Annotated in this window: 9 protein-coding genes; 7 read left to right on the top strand and 2 right to left on the bottom strand. The window is 74.4% G+C overall.

Going from position 1 to position 16282, the window contains the following annotated elements; translation table 11 throughout:
• Positions 1-9 precede the first annotated feature (9 nt).
• A complete protein-coding gene (locus RCO28_RS31415; RefSeq protein ID WP_308944712.1) occupies positions 10-1101 on the top strand; it encodes a hypothetical protein in 1092 nt (363 codons plus the stop codon).
• A 101-nt stretch (positions 1102-1202) separates the two neighbouring features.
• Here RCO28_RS31415 and RCO28_RS31410 read toward each other — a convergent pair whose 3' ends face one another.
• Complete coding sequence (locus tag RCO28_RS31410) at positions 1203-4235, bottom strand: beta-ketoacyl synthase N-terminal-like domain-containing protein (RefSeq protein WP_308944711.1); 3033 nt, start codon at positions 4233-4235, stop codon at positions 1203-1205.
• Between the two features lie 184 nt (positions 4236-4419).
• On the opposite strand from RCO28_RS31410, the gene RCO28_RS31405 reads away from it, so the two are divergent.
• The 6 genes from RCO28_RS31405 to RCO28_RS31380 all read left to right on the top strand — a co-directional run bounded on the left by RCO28_RS31405 (position 4420) and on the right by RCO28_RS31380 (position 14629).
• A complete protein-coding gene (locus tag RCO28_RS31405) occupies positions 4420-7830 on the top strand; it encodes an amino acid adenylation domain-containing protein (RefSeq protein WP_308944710.1) in 3411 nt (1136 codons plus the stop codon).
• Positions 7831-7956: 126 nt separating this feature from the next.
• Positions 7957-9156 (top strand): cytochrome P450, encoded by a 1200-nt coding sequence (locus RCO28_RS31400; RefSeq protein WP_308944709.1) that lies wholly within the window; start codon positions 7957-7959, stop codon positions 9154-9156.
• Positions 9157-9264: 108 nt separating this feature from the next.
• Positions 9265-10929 (top strand): Rid family hydrolase, encoded by a 1665-nt coding sequence (locus RCO28_RS31395; protein WP_308944708.1) that lies wholly within the window; start codon positions 9265-9267, stop codon positions 10927-10929.
• A 32-nt stretch (positions 10930-10961) separates the two neighbouring features.
• Positions 10962-12074, top strand: a complete 1113-nt coding sequence (locus RCO28_RS31390; protein WP_308944707.1) for an alpha/beta hydrolase — start codon at positions 10962-10964, stop codon at positions 12072-12074.
• Complete coding sequence (locus RCO28_RS31385; protein WP_308944706.1) at positions 12071-13432, top strand: ATP-grasp domain-containing protein; 1362 nt, start codon at positions 12071-12073, stop codon at positions 13430-13432. Before RCO28_RS31390 ends, RCO28_RS31385 begins: the two co-directional genes overlap by 4 nt.
• 24 nt (positions 13433-13456) lie before the next feature.
• Positions 13457-14629, top strand: a complete 1173-nt coding sequence (locus tag RCO28_RS31380; protein WP_308944705.1) for a glycosyltransferase — start codon at positions 13457-13459, stop codon at positions 14627-14629.
• 84 nt (positions 14630-14713) lie between these two features.
• Here the strand turns inward: RCO28_RS31380 and RCO28_RS31375 are convergent, their stop codons facing one another.
• The gene (locus tag RCO28_RS31375; RefSeq protein ID WP_308944704.1) at positions 14714-15943 is read right to left on the bottom strand and encodes a helix-turn-helix transcriptional regulator; all 1230 of its coding nucleotides are present in this window, start codon (positions 15941-15943) and stop codon (positions 14714-14716) included.
• Positions 15944-16282: the final 339 nt, after the last annotated feature.

The raw sequence follows: 16282 nt of genomic DNA, 5'->3' as shown, positions 1-16282 counted from the left end.
GGAGAACGCATGGACCGCAACGGCCCGATAGCCCGACGCTTCCCCCTCATCGCACGCTTCAGGCCGGCATGCCTGCCCCTTCCGGAACGCGTCCAGGGCCTCACCGTCCTCGCAGACCAGAGCGAGCAGGACGACGACCAGGGCGTAGCCTCGTCCGTCCACAACCAGGCCGCGCTCCTCGCCTCCGACGTAGGCCTTCCTGACCTCGCACGCGAGATCTGCCACGCCCACGCGGATGCCTACCTGCAGGCCTGTCCCCTTCCCGCGATGAGCGCCATCCGAGGACTGGAACCGCTGGTCAACCTCGCCCGTCTGAAGATCCGCGCCGGCAACGCAGATACGGGCCGGAACGCACTCACCGCGCTGTACGAGGCAGTCACCAACGGAACCAGCCTCGAATACGACGGCATCACCGTCCCGAACGAACTCGTCGCAACCACTGAGGACCGGCTTGAAGTACGCAGCTGGCTATGGCGCGTCCTCCTCGCCGACGGCACCCGCACGCTCACCTCCGCCGGTCGCTGGAGCGAAGCCCAAGCGCACATCGCGCGGCATCGCGGCGTGGGACAGCGGATGCTCGACGGCCGCCAAGTTGCTGTGGTCGCCGCGCTGGTCGAAGGCGATCACGAGCAGGCCGCCCAACTCGTAGCCGAAACGCTCCCCGGCGAACCCTGGGAGCGCACCGTCACCAAGAGCCTCGCCACTGCAGCCAAGGTGGCGAGCGGAACGGCACGAGAAACCGACCTTGAGGCCCTGGCGACCGCCTACCTCCAATCAACGCGAGAACCGGGACGAACGGTCTTCGACACACGCCTCGGCCTCACCATCCTGGACCTCGCCCGCCTCGTGGGATATCCAGCGGACGCCGTAGCCCACGACATGGTCTCCCGGGCCGTTGAAGCAGCCGACGGCTACGCCGCTCGTGAACTCCTCACCTACGAACCGTGCTTGAACCTCCTGACCGCGCGGCAGACATCTCGCTGCCGTGAGCTCGTGGACGCGTGCGCTCTCGCAGCGCGCGACCTTCCCGAGGGCGTACTACGTGATCTGAAGCAAGCACTCCACAAGGCCGACCTCGTACTCCGGCAGGGCTTTGCGTAGGGGCATGTCGACACGAGCGCCGAAGCGATGGAACGCCTCCTAGTACGGCACCCGCTAGGTGTATTGATCACGAGTGTCAACAACGCTCGTGATCAATACACCTAGGCCGCCTCCTTTGGATCTTGCCGGGTGAGTTCGCGTACGAGCTCGGTCTGCGCGGCCAGGGTGCTCCCGGTCATCAGGGACCGGATGGGGACCCTGACGCCCAGCTCTCGCCCGAGCTTCCTGGCCAGGTGGGTGACCAGGAGCGAGTCACCGCCCAGCTCGAAGAAGTCGGCGTCCGCGGCGAGGCCGTCGTGCCCGAGCAGCTCCGACCAGAGCCGGGCGAGTACGACGGCGGTGTCGGGAGCAGCTGGTGGAAGGGCGGGGGCTTCGGGTGCTTCGGGGGCGGAGGGCTCGGCAGCGGGCATCTCGGGGGCAGGCATCTCGGGGGCAGGGGCTTCGGGTGCTTCGGGCCGGGTGGTGGTGGTGCGGGCCGCGTCGCTCCGTGGCTCGGCTTCCGGGGCGGTCCAGCGCGGGCCGGCGAAGGGGTAGTGGGGCAGGTGCACGCGGGGCGCCGCCGGACCGCAGAGCGCGCGCGGGGACAGCGGCTGGCCCCGGGTCCAGAGCGTGCCGAGGGCCGACAGGACCTCCTCCTGCGGGTGTTCGCCGCGCGCGGGGTGCAGCGGGACCGTGTCAAGGCCGGCCGCCTCCGCCATCGCGGACAGGACCCGGCCGGGGCCGATCTCCACGACCAGCGCGCCGGGGAACGCCTCGGCGACCGCGTCGAGCGCGTCGGCGAACCGCACCGTGCGCCGGGCCTGTTCGACGAAGAGCTCGGGCCGCAGGGGGGTGCCCGCGGGCACCAGGCGCCCGGTGACGTTCGTGGCGAACGGCACCGTCGGCGGGCGCACCGTCAGGCCCGCCAACTCCTCGGCGAGGCGCGGCAGCGCGGGCTCGACGAGCGCGGTGTGGAAGGCGCGGCCGGTGGCCAGGCGGTGGGTGAAGACCCGGCCGCCGAGCCGGTCGGTGAACTCCTGCACCGCCGCGGCCGGGCCCGCCACCACACAGCCGTCGGCGGAGTTCACGGCGGCCAGCTCCAGGTCGAGCCCGGAGACGGCGAGCAGCTCGCGGGCCCGGGTCTCGGTGCAGCCGAGGGCGAGCATCGCTCCCTCGGGGCACTCCTGCATCGCCTGCCCGCGGGCGGTCACCAGGCGGGCCGCGTCGGCGAGTTCGAAGACCCCGGCGACGCAGGCGGCCGTGATCTCACCGAGACTGTGTCCGGCCAGCGCCACCGGGTGCACGCCGAGGCCGGTCAGTGCGGTGGCGGCGGCGTGCTCGACGGCGAACAGGGCGGGCTGCGCCAGCTCGGTGCGCCGCAGTTCCGCCGCCGGGAAGTCCGGGTCGGTCAGCGCACGGCGCAGCCGCTGCGCGAGCTCCGGCGCGAAGGCCGCGAGGCAGGCGTCGAGGGCGTCGCCGAAGCCGGGCAGCGCCGCGGCGAGCGGCAGGGCCATGCCCGGGTACTGGGCGCCCTGGCCGGGGAAGACGAACACCGAGGGTGCGGGGCCGCGCGTTGGCAGGGCGCCGCGCACCACGCCCGTACCCCGGGTCAGGCGCTGTGCCACTTCGGCGGCCGTGCGGCCGGTCACCGCTAGCCGGGCCGGCAGTTCGGCCCGCCCGGTGGCGAGGGTCGCGGCGACATCCGCCAACTCCGGTTCGTGCGCGGCGAGATGGGCGCCGAGCCGGGTGGCGGTGCGTGCCAGGGCCGCCTCGTCGGCGGCGGACGCGAGGACGAGGCGGGGGCCCTGCGGTGGGGTGGCCGGCCGGCTGCGGGCGGGGGGCTGCTCGACGACCACATGGACGTTGGTGCCGCCGATCCCGAAGGAGCTGACGCCCGCGCGGCGCGGTTCGGGCCCGCTCCACGGGCCCCTTCCGGTGGGTACGTACAGCGGTGAACCGGCGGTCTCCAGAAGCGGGTTGAGGCCGGTGAAGGACGCCACCGGGGGCACGGTCCCGTCCCGTACGACCAGGAGTGCCTTGATCAGGGAGGCGAGTCCGGCGGCGTTGTCGAGGTGGCCGACGTTGGCCTTCAGGGCGCCGACGGCGACCTGGCCGGGCCGGGCGCCCATGGCGGTCAGCGCGGCGGAGGCGGCGGACCACTCGATGGGGTCGCCGACGCGGGTGCCGGTGCCGTGCGTCTCCAGGTATCCGACGGTGTCGCCGGGGACGTCGGCGGTGCGCAGCGCGGCCCGGATCACGGCCTGCTGGCCGTCGACGGACGGGGCGTAGTAACCCGCCTTCGCCGCACCGTCGTTGTTGACCGCGGTGCCGAGGACGACGCCGTAGGGGTCGCCGCCGTCGGCCGTGGCGTCGTCCAGGCGGCGGAGCACCACCGCGGCGACGCCGGCGCCGGCGACGACCCCGTCGGCATGCTCGTCGAAGGGGCGGCACCGGCCGGTGGGCGAGTGGATGCCGCCCTCCACGGCGAGGTGTCCGGCCTGCGGGTAGGGGATACCGGCGGCGACGACCAGGGCCTGGTCGCAGTCGCCGTTCAGCAGCGCCTGGACGGCGAGGTGCACGGCGACCAGGGAGGAGGAGCAGGCGGTCTGCACGGCGACGGCGGGGCCGGTCAGGCCGAGGCGGTACGAGATGAGGCTCGCCATGAAGTCCGGTTCGGTGCCGTGCACCGCGTCCTCCAGGGTCATCGGGTCGAGCTCGCCGCTCGCGACCATGGCGCGCATGTAGCCGCTGCCGGCGGCGCTGGCGAAGACCGCGGTGGTGGGCGTCTCGGCTCGGTGCGCGGGGGCGGCGAGGGGTGCGGAGCCGGCGTCCTCAAGGGCCGCCCAGGCCGCCTCGAGCATCAGCCGGTGCTGCGGGTCCATCAGCTCCGCCTCGCGGGGCGTGACCCGGAACAGGGCGTTGTCGAAGCGGTCGAAGCCGTCGAGGTGGCCGTGGACGGGCACGAAGTCCGGGTCGTCGAGGAGGGTCTTGGGCACTCCTCGGGCTGCGAGTTCCGCGCTGTCGTACCGGGTGGTGAGGACCCGTCCCTCGGTCAGGGCGGTCCACCACCGGCCGAGGTCGTAGGAGCCGTCGCCGCCGGGGAACCGGCCGGCCAGGCCGGTGACGGCGATGTCCAGCGAACGGTCACGGGCCATGGGATCACCTTCGGTCGGGGCCTGCCGGTGCGTCAGGCGCGGTGGGTCCGGGCGTGGTGGGTCCGGGCGTGGTGGGTCCGGGCGTGGTGGGTCCGGACCCCGAAGGTTGCCAGCTATGGCAATGTGATGGCAAGCTCTTGCCTCACATCAGGCAAGAGAGTGGGGCGAGGCGAGAGGAGCCGCTGTGCAGACGGATAACCCGCCCGAGCCGCGCACCGTGCCGGACGTCTGGACCACGGGCGAGCCGTGCACCGCACCCCCGCAGGGGCTGCACGAGACGCTCGCCCTGGTGGCCCGGCGGCGGCCCGACGCGGTGGCACTGGTCGAGGGCGAACGCACCCTGACGTACGGGGAGTTGGACCGTACCGCCGACGCCTGGGCCGCGCGGCTCGCCGCCCTCGGGTCGGGTCCCGGCCGTCTCGTGCCCGTCCTGCTGCCGCGCGGCACGGAGCTGGTCGTCGCGCTGCTCGCGGTGCTCAAGACCGGTGCCGCGTACGCGCTCCTCGACCCGTCCTGGCCCGAACGCCGCCTCGCCGACATCCGCGCCGACCTCGACCCGCCGCTGGTCGTCGCGGGGGCGAAGGAGACGGGCGGTGCGCTCGGCGGGCCGCCGCTGCCGGTGTTCGTGCCGCCCGACGGCCCGGTCGCCGCGCCCGCCGGGTTCCGGCCCGCCGCGGTCGACGGCTCCGGCCCCGCCTGCGTCTTCTTCACCTCGGGCACGACCGGCCGCCCCAAGGGCGTGCTCACCCCGCACCGCGCCACGGCCCGGCTCTTCCCGCAAGGGCCGGGCGGCTTCGCCGACTTCGGCGCCGGCAGCGTCGTACCGCTCGCGGCGCCGCTGCCGTGGGACGCGTTCAGCCTCGAACTGTGGTCGGTGCTCCTGAACGGCGGCACCTCGCTGATCGTCGCGGACCCCTACCTCTCCCCCGCCGCGCTGCGCTCCGGCATCGCCCGGCACGGAACGGACACCGTCTGGCTGACCAGCAGCCTGTTCAACATGGTCGTGGACGAGGACCCGGACGCCTTCCGCGGCCTGCGCCAGGTGCTGACCGGCGGCGAGCGGCTCTCCGTCGCGCATGTGCGCCGCTTCCTCGACCGCCACCCCGGCATCGCTCTCCTCAACGGCTACGGACCGGTCGAGTCCACGGTGTTCACCACCACCCACCGCATCACGCCCACGGACTGCGCGCGGCCCGGCGGCATCCCCCTCGGCCGCCCCGTGCCGGGCACCCGGGTGCACGTCCTGGAGCAGGGCGGCACCCGGCCGTGCGGCGTGGGCGAGACCGGTGAGCTCTGCGTGGCGGGCGAGGGTCTCGCGCTCGGCTACCTGGGCGCGGGCGCCCTGACGGACGAGAAGTTCGTCCGGGTCCCGGTCGGCGAGGCGGGCGCCGCGGTCCGGGTGTACCGGACCGGCGACCTGGTCGCGTGGGACGCGGACGGGCTGCTGCACTTCCGGGGCCGGGCCGACCGGCAGGTGAAGATCCGCGGGCACCGCGTCGAGCCCGCCGAGGTGGAGCGCCAGGTGGAGCAGCTGCTCGGCTCGGTGCGCTCCTGCCGCGTCCTCGCCCGGCCGGACGCGTCCGGTACGGGGCAGGAGCTGGTGGCGTTCTGCCGGCCCGAGCGGCCGGGCGACCCGCTGACCGGCGCGCTCGGCGCACTGCGGTCGGCCCTCGTCCCGTATCAGCGGCCCGCGCTCGTGCTGAGCGTCGACGACTTCCCGGTGACGGCCCAGGGCAAGCTGGACGAACGGGCGCTCCTGGACCGGGCGTTCGGCGACCGGGCACTCCCGTACGACCGAACCGGGCCCGGCGCGGACGGCACGCACGGCGGGACGTACGGGGGGACGTACGGGGGGACGTACGGGGGGACGTACGGGGGGACGTACGGCGAGACGTACCGCGACGCGAACGGCGGGGCGGCCGACGCCGATCCCGTCGTCTCGGCCGTGGCGGACGCCTTCGCCGCCGTGCTCGGGCAGCCGTCCGTGCCCCTCGACGTGCCCTTCGCCGACCTCGGCGGCACCTCGCTCGGCGCCGGCCGGGTGTGTGCGCGGGTCGCGGCCCGGCTCGGGCGGCCCGTGCCCGTCTCCCGCCTCTACCGGCACCCCACCGTCGACGCGCTCGCCGGCTGGCTGCGCACCGCCGGGCAGCCGCAGGCCGCGGCGGCAGGACCGGACGGGCCGACACCGCTGACGCCGATGCAGACCGTCTACCTGACCCGGCAGCTCGTCGCCCCCGCCGACCGGACCGCGCACTGCCTGGTCACCTGGGTGGTCGAGGGCCCCCTCGACCGGGCGGCGCTGCAGCAGGCCGTCGACGTCGTGCACGAGCGGCACGAGGCGCTGCGCGCCGCCTACGTCCCCGACCCCAGGCCGTCCGCCGTGCCCGTGGACCTGCCCGCCCCCGCACTCGAAGTGCTGCCCGCCGCGCCCTCCGTCGACGCGGCCGTACGGGCGCTGCGCGCCGAACTCACCGACGAGCTCGACCTGTTGCTCGGCGAGGTGTGGCGCACCGCGCTGGTGGACGTGCGCGGCGAGGACACGGTGGTGTTCGGCTGCGTGGTGCACCACATCGCGTTCGACGGCCACTCCGAGTCGGTGCTCGCCCGCGACCTGGCCGCGGCCTACGCCTCGGCGGCCGGCGCCGCCGCACCGGAACCTGCCGCACCGGCCCCGCCCGGCCTGGCCGCACTGCACGCGGACCGGGTCCTGCGGCGCGGCCTGGCCGAGGCGGACAGCCCGTACGCGGCGTATGCGCAGGGCCTGACCGGCGTACCGGAACTGCGGTGGCCGCACCCGCCGTTGCAGACCGCGAACGGGCCGATCCAGAACGAGCCGACCGCGAACGGGCCGGCCCAGCACGAGCCGACCACGAACGGGCCGACCGCGTCCGGGCAGGGCCGGGTGGTGAGCGAGGTGCCGGTGTCCGTGCTGGCCGGGGTGGACCGGTTCGCCGCGGCGGCGGGCGTCACCCGCTTCGTGGCGCTGCTCGCCCTGTGGGGTGCGAGCGTCGCGGACGTCACCGGGCAGCGGGACTTCGCGGTCGGCGTGCCCGTGGCGCAGCGCGACGGGGCCGGGCTCGGGCAGGTCGTCGGATGCCACGTCGAGATGCTCTGTCTGCGGCTGCGCGGCACCGCCCTGGACGGCGGCTCGGCCGCGGCCCGGGCGGCCGGCCGGGCCGCCGCGTCCGCCTTCGCCGCGCAGGACCTGCCGCTCACCGACCTCCTCGCCCTCGTCGACCCGCCCCGCACCGGCCGCCACCCGCTCTACCAGGCGCTGTTCGCGCTGCAGGACAACCCGGCGCCGGACCTGGACCTGCCGGGCCTGCGCACCCGTTTCCTCCGCCAGCCCTACCCGGAGCTGCCCCTCGAACTGCACGCGGAGTGCTGGCCGGACGGCCGCGGCGGGCTCCGCGTCGAGCACGCCTTCCGGCCGGCCGCCGTGCCGGAGGCGGTCGTACGGGCGCTCGCCGAGCGCTTCACGGACCGGCTGCACGCGCTGAGCGGTCGGGACCGCGGCCCCGACGGAGGCCCCGACGGAGGCCCCGACGGAGGCCCGGCCGCGGGACTGCGGGCGGCGGTCACGGCCGGCGGATGACCGCGCCCCCACGCGCCCGGGCCGGTCCACCCCCGGCCGCTCCCGGCCGCTCCCGCACGTGCCCCTGTCCACCCGGCCGCCCTTGTCCACGGGCCGCGGCCACCCCTCACCCCGAAGGCACCCCTCATGGCGGCAACCGTCACCTCGCCCACCGTCTCCGCGCTCGTCGACCCCGCCCTGCACGCCGACGGCGATCCGCACGAACTGTGGCGCTGGATGCGGGAGTTCGCGCCCGTGCACCGGCACGAGGCCGGTGAACTGCCCGCGTTCTGGTCGCTGACCCGGTACGAGGACATCCGTGCCGTCTACCGCGACCCGGCGACGTACAGCTCTGCCCGCGGGGTGCTGCTGCGCCCGGCGCGGCTCGGCGACGACCCGGGCGGCGGCCTGACGCTCGCGCTGTCCGACCCGCCGCGCCACAAGCAGCTGCGCTCCCTGATGGCGGACTGGTTCAGCACCCGGTCGGTGCGGGCCCTGGAGGACACCGTCCGGGACGCGACCCGCAGGGTGCTCGCGCGGGCCGTCGAACGGGGCGTGTGCGACTTCGTGCAGGACATCGCGGGGCCCCTGTCGCTCTCCGTGATCTGCGGCATCATCGGCGTCCCCGGGCGCGACCACGACACCGTCTACCGGTGGTGCGAGGAGGCGTTCGCGGCACACACCTCGCTGGCCGCGCACCCGCAGCTCATGGAGTACTTGATGGAGCTGCTGTACGCGCGCATGGCCGAGCCCGCCGACGACCTGCTCAGCTCCCTGGTCAACGGGACGGTGCACGGGGAGCTGCTGCCCGAGCACGAGATCCTGCTCAACTGCGAGAACCTCATCGGCGCCACGGAGAACGGCCGCCTCGCCCTGATCGGCGGCATGCTCGCCTTCCTTCAGCACCCCGGGCAGTGGCGGCGCCTCGCCGCGGACCGGGCGCTGCTGCCGGGGACCGTGGAGGAGATCCTGCGCCACACCTCCAGCGCGACGCACAGCATGCGCACCGCCACCCGCCCGCACACGCTGCGCGGCCGGCGGATCGAGGAGGGCGACCGGGTGGTGCTCTGGCTGCCGTCGGCCAACCGCGACGAGGCCGTCTTCAACGATCCGTACCGCTTCGACATCGCCCGCAGGCCCAACCGGCACATCGCACTCGCCTCCGGTGAGCACTTCTGCATCGGGTCCACGCTGGCCCGCGCCGAGATGCGCATCCTGTTCTCCGAACTCCTCGACTCCGGCTGCTCGGTGGAGCAGGCCGGGCCCGTCACCCGCGTGCGGTCGATCGCCGTCAACGGTCCCGCCGCGCTCCCCGTACGCCTGACCCCGAAGAGGCGGATGCCCTGAGGCACGCCGCCGCAGGTCCGGTACGGCCCACCCCTTCCGACCCCGGCACCTCTTCCGACCCCGTTCACAGCTCGCAGCGAAGAACACCCCGCAGACAGGAGACATGCCATGGCACGACGGAGCGTGCTGCTCATCGGCTGGCGGCCGGAGGCCATCGAGGCCCTCGAACGCCACGGCGCCGAGGTGACCTGCGTACTCGCCACGCGTGACGACACGCCACGGCGGGCCGCTCTGCTGGACGACGCGCACACGGTGCCCGTGCAGGACCCGACGAGCGCCGAGGAGACCCTGGCCGGCCTTGAGCGGTGCGGCCTGTCCGTGACCGACTTCGATGTCGTGTGCAGCCAGCACGAGTACACCCTCGTCAACGCCTCCGTACTCGGCGGCCCGCGCAGCCCCACCACGCCGCGCGCCGCCCTGGCGCTGCGCGACAAGGACCTGCAGAAGCGCCGGATACGCGACGCGGGTCTGGCGGCCGCCGAGGCCCGCGCGATCGTCCACACCGGGCAGCTGCGCGACGTCCCGCACACCCGCGGCGTCATCAAGCCGCTCGCCGACTCCGGCACGCGAGGCGTGCTGTCCTGGCGCAACGAGGCCGAACGCCACGCCGTGGCCGACCTGTTGGAGCGCGCGGACGCCCAGGGGCCGTGCCTGACCGAGGAGTGGGTGGACGGCGCGGAGCTGCACATCGACGGCGTCGTGCGCGGCGGGCAGGTGCTGTTCGTCTCGGTGGGCCGGTATCTGCAGAACGTGCTGTCGATCCGGGACGGCGGCATCGTCGCCACCGTCATGGAGCACCCAGGCCACCGCACCGAGCTGTACGACCGGGCGCACACGTTCGCCGAGCAGGCCATGAAGGCGCTTGAGCACCACGACGGCGTCTTCCACCTGGAGGTGTTCGAGCAGCCGGACCGCTTCGTCTTCGGCGAGTGCGGGGGCCGCATCCCGGGTGGCTCCTTCGACGAGATGATCCGCCGTCAGCACGGTGTGGACCTGCACGACGAATGGGCGCGCGCGGTCCTCGGTCTGCCGCCCGGGGTGGCGCCGCGGCCGGACGAGCGGTGGCTGGGTGACGTGTTCCTGGCCACGGAGGCGGGCCGGCTGCGGGACTTCCCCGATGAGCGGGAGGTGGCCGAGCGGGACGGTGTCGAGCACGTGGTGCTCACCGCCCGCGTGGGCGGCACCTCGTCGGAGGCGACCGAGGCCTCCAACCGGCCCGCGGGCACGGCCGTCCTGGCGGGCGCGGACGCGGAGCAGACCGCGCTGCGGATCCGGGAGCTCGCGGCCTGGTTCGCGGCGCGCACCGTGGTCGCGCCGGGCACGCCGCAGGCGCCGGACCCCGCCGGGCAGAAGCCGGACTCCGCCGGGCCCGGCTCCGCCCTCACCCATGTCTCCGCCCCGGCCGGGGTCGCCCCCAGCGACGGCTACACGCACGTCGTGACCGGGCCCGGCCAGGTGGCGGCCGTGGCCGGGCAGATGCCGTTCGACGAGAAGGGCGTGTTCGTCGGCACCGGTGACCCCGCCGCGCAGGCCCGGCAGGTCTTCCGGAACATGCGCGGCTGCCTGGCCGCCGCGGGGCTCACCTTCGACGACGTCATCAAGCTCACGTACTACGTCACCGACATCGCGCACGTGCCGCAGGTCCTGGCCGTGCGGGACGAGTTCGTGTCCACCGAGCGGCCGCCGGCCAGCACCGTGGTCCAGGTGGTGGCGCTCTACCGCCCCGATCTGCTCCTCGAGATCGACGCTCTCGCGCTGGTTCCCCAGTCGTGAGGGCGCCGACGGACGACGAAGGGTCACGACACATGACGATCACCCCCGACCGCCCGGCAGCCTCTGTCGGAGCCGGTCAGCATCCGCCGTTCGACCGGGAGTTGGCCGGTCCGCTGCGCGCGATCCTGGACGAGCTGCCGATGCCGCTGACGCCCGGCCGTATTCCGGACCGGCGCCGCAGGTCGCGTGCGGGCCGGCTCACGGATGCCGCGATCCGCCGCGGCGGGGCGTTCACGATCGAGGAGCGTACGGTGCCCGGGCCGCCCGGCGCGCCCCCGGTGCCGCTGCTGATCTGCCGCCCGGCCGGCGCGGGCGGCCCGGTCCCGGCGGTCTTCCACACGCACGGCGGCGGGATGGTCGCCGGCAGCCACCGCAGCACGGAGCTGGTCGGTGAGCTCGACCGGGCACAGGAACTCGGCCTGGCCGTCGTCGCGGTCGACTACCGGCTCGCGCCCGAACACCCCGACCCGGCTCCCGTCGAGGACTGCTACGCCGGTCTTGTGTGGCTCGCCGAGCACGCGGCGGAGCTGGGGATCGACCCGGAGCGGCTGGTGCTGAGCGGCAACAGCGCCGGCGGTGCGCTCGCGGCCGGCCTCGCGCTGCTCGCCCGGGACCGCAGAGGGCCGCGCCCCGTGGGGCAGTTGCTGCAGTTCCCGATGCTGGACGACCGGTGTGCCACGGACTCCGTGGCCCGGCTCGCACACGTCGGCCTGTGGGACGGTGCGTCCAACCGGGCAGGCTGGACGGCGCTGCTCGGTGCGCGGCGCGGCACGTCGGACGTGTCCTGCTACGCGGCACCGGCACGTGCCGCGGACGTGTCCGGGCTGCCCGCCGCGTTCATCGAGGTCGGCTCGGTGGAGGCACTGCGGGACGAGGCCCTCGCGTACGCCGCACGCATCTGGCAGGCGGGCGGCGAGGCCGAACTGCACGTGTGGTCGGGGGCGTTCCACAGCTTCGACGAGTGGGTGCCGGGTGCGGAGATCTCCCGCGCCGCCCACCGGGCCCGGGTCTCCTGGCTGCGGCGGGTGCTGGTGGGTGCGTCTTCGGGTGCGGGTGCGGGCTCCAGTACGGGTACGGGCGCCGGGGCCAGTACGGGCGCGGGTGTGGGCCGACCCGATGTTGCGGTGTCGGGGGTGGTCCGATGAGTGCCGCTGCCGATGCCGATGCCGCGCGTGCCGGGGCCGGTGCCTCCGATGCCGGTGCCTCCGATGCCGGGCGGGCCGGGCGGATGTTGTTCGTGGGCGGTGCCAATCCGCTGCCGTCCAGCGTGGACATCGTCACCCGTGCCGTGGCGGAGGCGCAGGCGCGCGGGATCCGGGTGCATCTCACCCACACCGAGGAGATGCTGGCGCGCACGCCCGGCGTCGGCGCGCTGGCCGACGCGGTGTCGGCCGTCGATCCGGACGACGCGGACGCGGTCGAGCGGTGGGTGCGGGCCCGGATCGCCGAGGGCGACCGCTACGACATCGTGCTCGGGCTCCGCGACACCCTGCAGGACTCGGTGGCACGCGCGGCCCGGCTGCTCGGGGTGCCGGGCAACTCGGCCGAGGCGGTACGCCGGGTGCGGAACAAGGACGCCTGCCGGGCCGCCCTCGCCGCGGCCGGGTTCCGCCAGCCCGCGGTACGGCTGTGCACCTCGCGGCGGGACGCCGAGGAGTTCCTGCTCGCCTCGCGCGGCCCGTGGGTGGTCAAACCGCGCGACGGCATGGCCAGCATCGGCGTACGCAAGGTCCTGACCGTGGCCGAACTGCCGGACGCGGTGGCCGCGTTGCCGGACCCGGACCTGTTCCTGGTGGAGGAGTTCGTCGACGGGCCCGAGTACAGCGTCGAGGGTGTGCTGCTCTCCTCCGGGCCCAGGGTGCTCGCCGTGACGGCGAAGGAGGTGCTGCCGCCGCCGCACTTCGTGGAGGTCGGGCACGTACTGCCCGCCGAACTGGCCGAGGAGACCCGCCGTGCGGTCGAACGGCAGGTGGTGGCCGCCCTGGACGCGCTGGAGCTGCGCTTCGGGGTGTTCCACGTCGAGCTGTGGCTGACCGCGGACGGGGTCGTCCTGGGTGAGGTGCATGTGCGGCCGGGCGGTGACTGGCTGCACCTGCTGCTCGCGCACGCCCTGCCCGGGCTCGACCTGTTCGGCCTGCTCTACGACGACGTGCTCGGCCGCGCGCAGCGGGATCCCGGGCCCGTGTCGCGGGGCGCGGCGGTCCGCTTCCTCGTGGCCCCGCCGGGCCGCCTGACCGGTGTGGACGGCTGGGACGAGGTGGCCGCCCATCCGGCCGTGCTGCGCGCGGAGTTGACGGTGTCCCCGGGCGAGCTGCTCGCTCCGGTACAGCAGTCCGGGGACCGGGCGGGCTACCTCGTCGTCGGCGCCGAGAGCCCGGCGCGGGCGCGGGCACTCGCGGCGCGGCTGGCGGACCGCGTCACGTTCCGGGTCGATCCGGTGCGCGAGGGCCAGGAGAAGGACGAAGGCACCCCGCCCCCTCTTGGCAACATATTGCCAAGCTAGGCAATTCAGGGCCACACTCGCGTCATGGATGATGACTTGACGTTCAGCATCGTGATCCCGTACAAGCAGCGCCTGGGCAATCTCCGTCTGGCCCTGTCGTCCCTGGCGGAGCAGACGATGCCCGCGGCCCGGTTCGAGGTCCTCATCGGCGCCATGGAGTACGACCCCGAATTCGTCGCCCTGTGCCGGGAGTTCACCGACCGCCTCACCCTCGTCTCGGTGCTCTGCGCGGACGACTGGAACCTCGCCCGCGCCAGGAACCTGGCGATGTGCCACGCCCGCGGCCAGGTGACGCTCGTCCTCGACGCCGACATGGCGCTGCCCACCCGGTTCCTGGACAACCTCTACCGGCGGTACTACGCGCACCGGCAGAACGTGTGCGTCGTGGGCCAGATGATCGGCTACGACGACGTCCAGGACGAGGAGGTCGGGCCGGTCGAACTCGCCCCGTACCGCCACTACCGCGAGGTGCTCGCCCGCATCGAGGCGCAGGACCACGTGGTCATGGACCAGCGCTGGTCGCCGGAGCACGCCTCGGCGTTCGGCCGCTTCCCGTGGGTGTACGCGCGGGGCGGCCTGGTCGCGGTGACCACCCGCACGGTGCGCGAGCACGGGCTCACCTATGACGAGGGCTTCGAGGGCTGGGGCCCCGAGGACCAGGAGTGGGCGCTGCGGGTGGCGCGGGCCGGCACCCCGATCGTGCTCGGCCGTGAGGTGTACGGACTGCATCTGCCGCATCCGCGCAGCCTCGCGGAGAACGGGCGGGCGGCGCGCCGCAACAACCGCTACTACCTGGCCAAGTGGCCCCGCCTCGACCTGGAGCTGGCGCTCGCCTTCGGCTGGCTGGAGACGGACCGGGTGCTGCCCGAGGTGAGCGGCGAACTGGCCGCGGCGGCCCGGCGGTTCGGCCCCGGCCACGCCCTGGGCGCGGTGCGGGGAACGGTGGACGGCCGGAGCGTGGTCGCCGTCGGGGCAGGCATCGACACCAGGACCGGGGCACCGGTGCCCGAGGTGGCGTGCCTCTTCGACGCGAGGCTGCCGCTGAAGGTGCTGCCCCTGGCCGGTTTCGCGCTGCCGTACGAGACCGGGGACGTCGACGAGTGCCGGGTCCTGCCGCCGGTGGTGGGGCTCAGCGAGCGCTACCGCGAGGCGGTGCTGCGCGAGGCGGGCCGCGTCGCCGTACAGGTCTCGGCGTGAGGCACGGGCGTTCGGGCGTACGGGGCGGGCGTGCGGGGCCGACGCGCTGTGGGGCCTGCGTGCTGCGGGGCCGGTGCCTGGCGGTCAGCGCGCGGCTGAGGTCTCCAGTGTCTCGGCCAGGACCCGCCAGATCTCGGCGGCCAGGTCGAGGTTGGCGGCGCGGCGGGCCTCCTCGCCCAACTCCTTGAGCTGCGCCCGTCCCTGCTTCTGCCGGCCCTCCACGATCAGCAGCAGGCCGTCGAGCGTGCGCAGCCGGATCCGGTCCCGGTAGGCGAGCACGAGCTCGTCGTGGTCCACCGCGGCGTAGGCCGCCCTGGCGTCGTCGTACCGCCCCTCCTCGAACGCGAGGTGGGCCCGCAGCACGAGCAGCTCCTGCTCCTGCACCGGCGTACCGACGAGGGACAGGGCCTGCTCCGCCTCCGCGAGACAGGCCCGCGCCTGCTCGGTGCGGGCGGGCCGCGACTGGACGTACAGCGAGGCGGCGGCCAGCCGCAGCCGCGCCCACAGGACCGGGTCGTCGCGGCTGTCGAGGGCCGCCATGGCCTGCTGCAGGTAGTCGTGCGCCGCGTCGTCGTCGCCGCGGCGCGAGCAGACCGTGGCCGCCGACCAGAGCGCCTCCACCGGCAGCGTGCCGCCGCACTCCGCGACCAGGGCGACCAGCTCCCGCGCGTGCTCCCAGGCGTCCGGCAGCCGCCCGCTCTCCACCTCGGCCGAGACCAGCGCGAGCAGCGCCGCGCCCGTGTCGGACGCGGCGAGAGCGGCCTCCTTCGCCTTCTCGTACGCGCTCACCGCGAGGCCGAGGGCACGCGTGACCTCGCCGCGGGAGCGCAGGCAGCGGGCGAGCTGCGTCCTCGACCGGCACTGCAGCGCGGGCAGTTCCAGCTCGTCCGCGATCGAGGTGAGCTGCTCCAGGGCGTCCTGCTCGGCGGCGCGCTCGCCGCGGCGCCGCCGGTACCCGGCGATCAGCCAGAGGGCCTGCCAGCGCAGCAGCGGCTCCTCGTCCCGCGCGGCGTCGAGCGCCTCGATCAGGTCCTCGGCCGCCTCGTCGGCGTCCGTGGAGGCGGCGATGCTCAGCTGCCGGGCCAGGGCGCTGCCGCCGCCGCTGTCTGCGGCCGGGGCCTCGAACGCGGAGCGGTCCACGTCCAGTTGCCTGGCGAGGTGGGCGATCACCCGCTCCGTGGGCTGGCGCGCGCCGGACTCCAGGCGCGAGAGGTAGCCGGTGGAGATCTCCCCGTCGGCGAGGGCGGCCTGGGAGAGCCCACGCTGCAGCCGCAAGGCCTTGAGGCGTGCCCCGAAGGACGTCTCTGCTGTCATGTGAGTCCCGCCATCACTCTCGTGTACGAACTGGCGCGCGACCTGCGGCCACGACCTGGGCATCTTAACTGTCTCTGCATCAGCATGGCAATACTTTTGCCAAACGCCAGGCACATCAGAGCCAGCTCAACGGTACGCAAGAGACGTGACGCCCGCCCCAATTCTTGACAAACAGCCTTGCCACGGGGCTGTGGCGCGGCGAACGCTGGCCGGAGAGCTGTTTACCTTTCAGGACTTCTGTCTGGAGACCCCCCATGTGCACAGCCGCCACAGCCCCTTCTCCTGCGACCCTGCTGACTCCTGCGACCCTGCTGACCGTCGGCGGAAACGGAACCGGTG

The sequence above is a fragment of the Streptomyces sp. LHD-70 genome (genome assembly GCF_031157275.1).
Taxonomy (GTDB): domain Bacteria; phylum Actinomycetota; class Actinomycetes; order Streptomycetales; family Streptomycetaceae; genus Streptomyces.
Note: the sequence above shows the minus strand (reverse complement) of the source record. Positions and strands in the feature narration are given on the sequence as shown.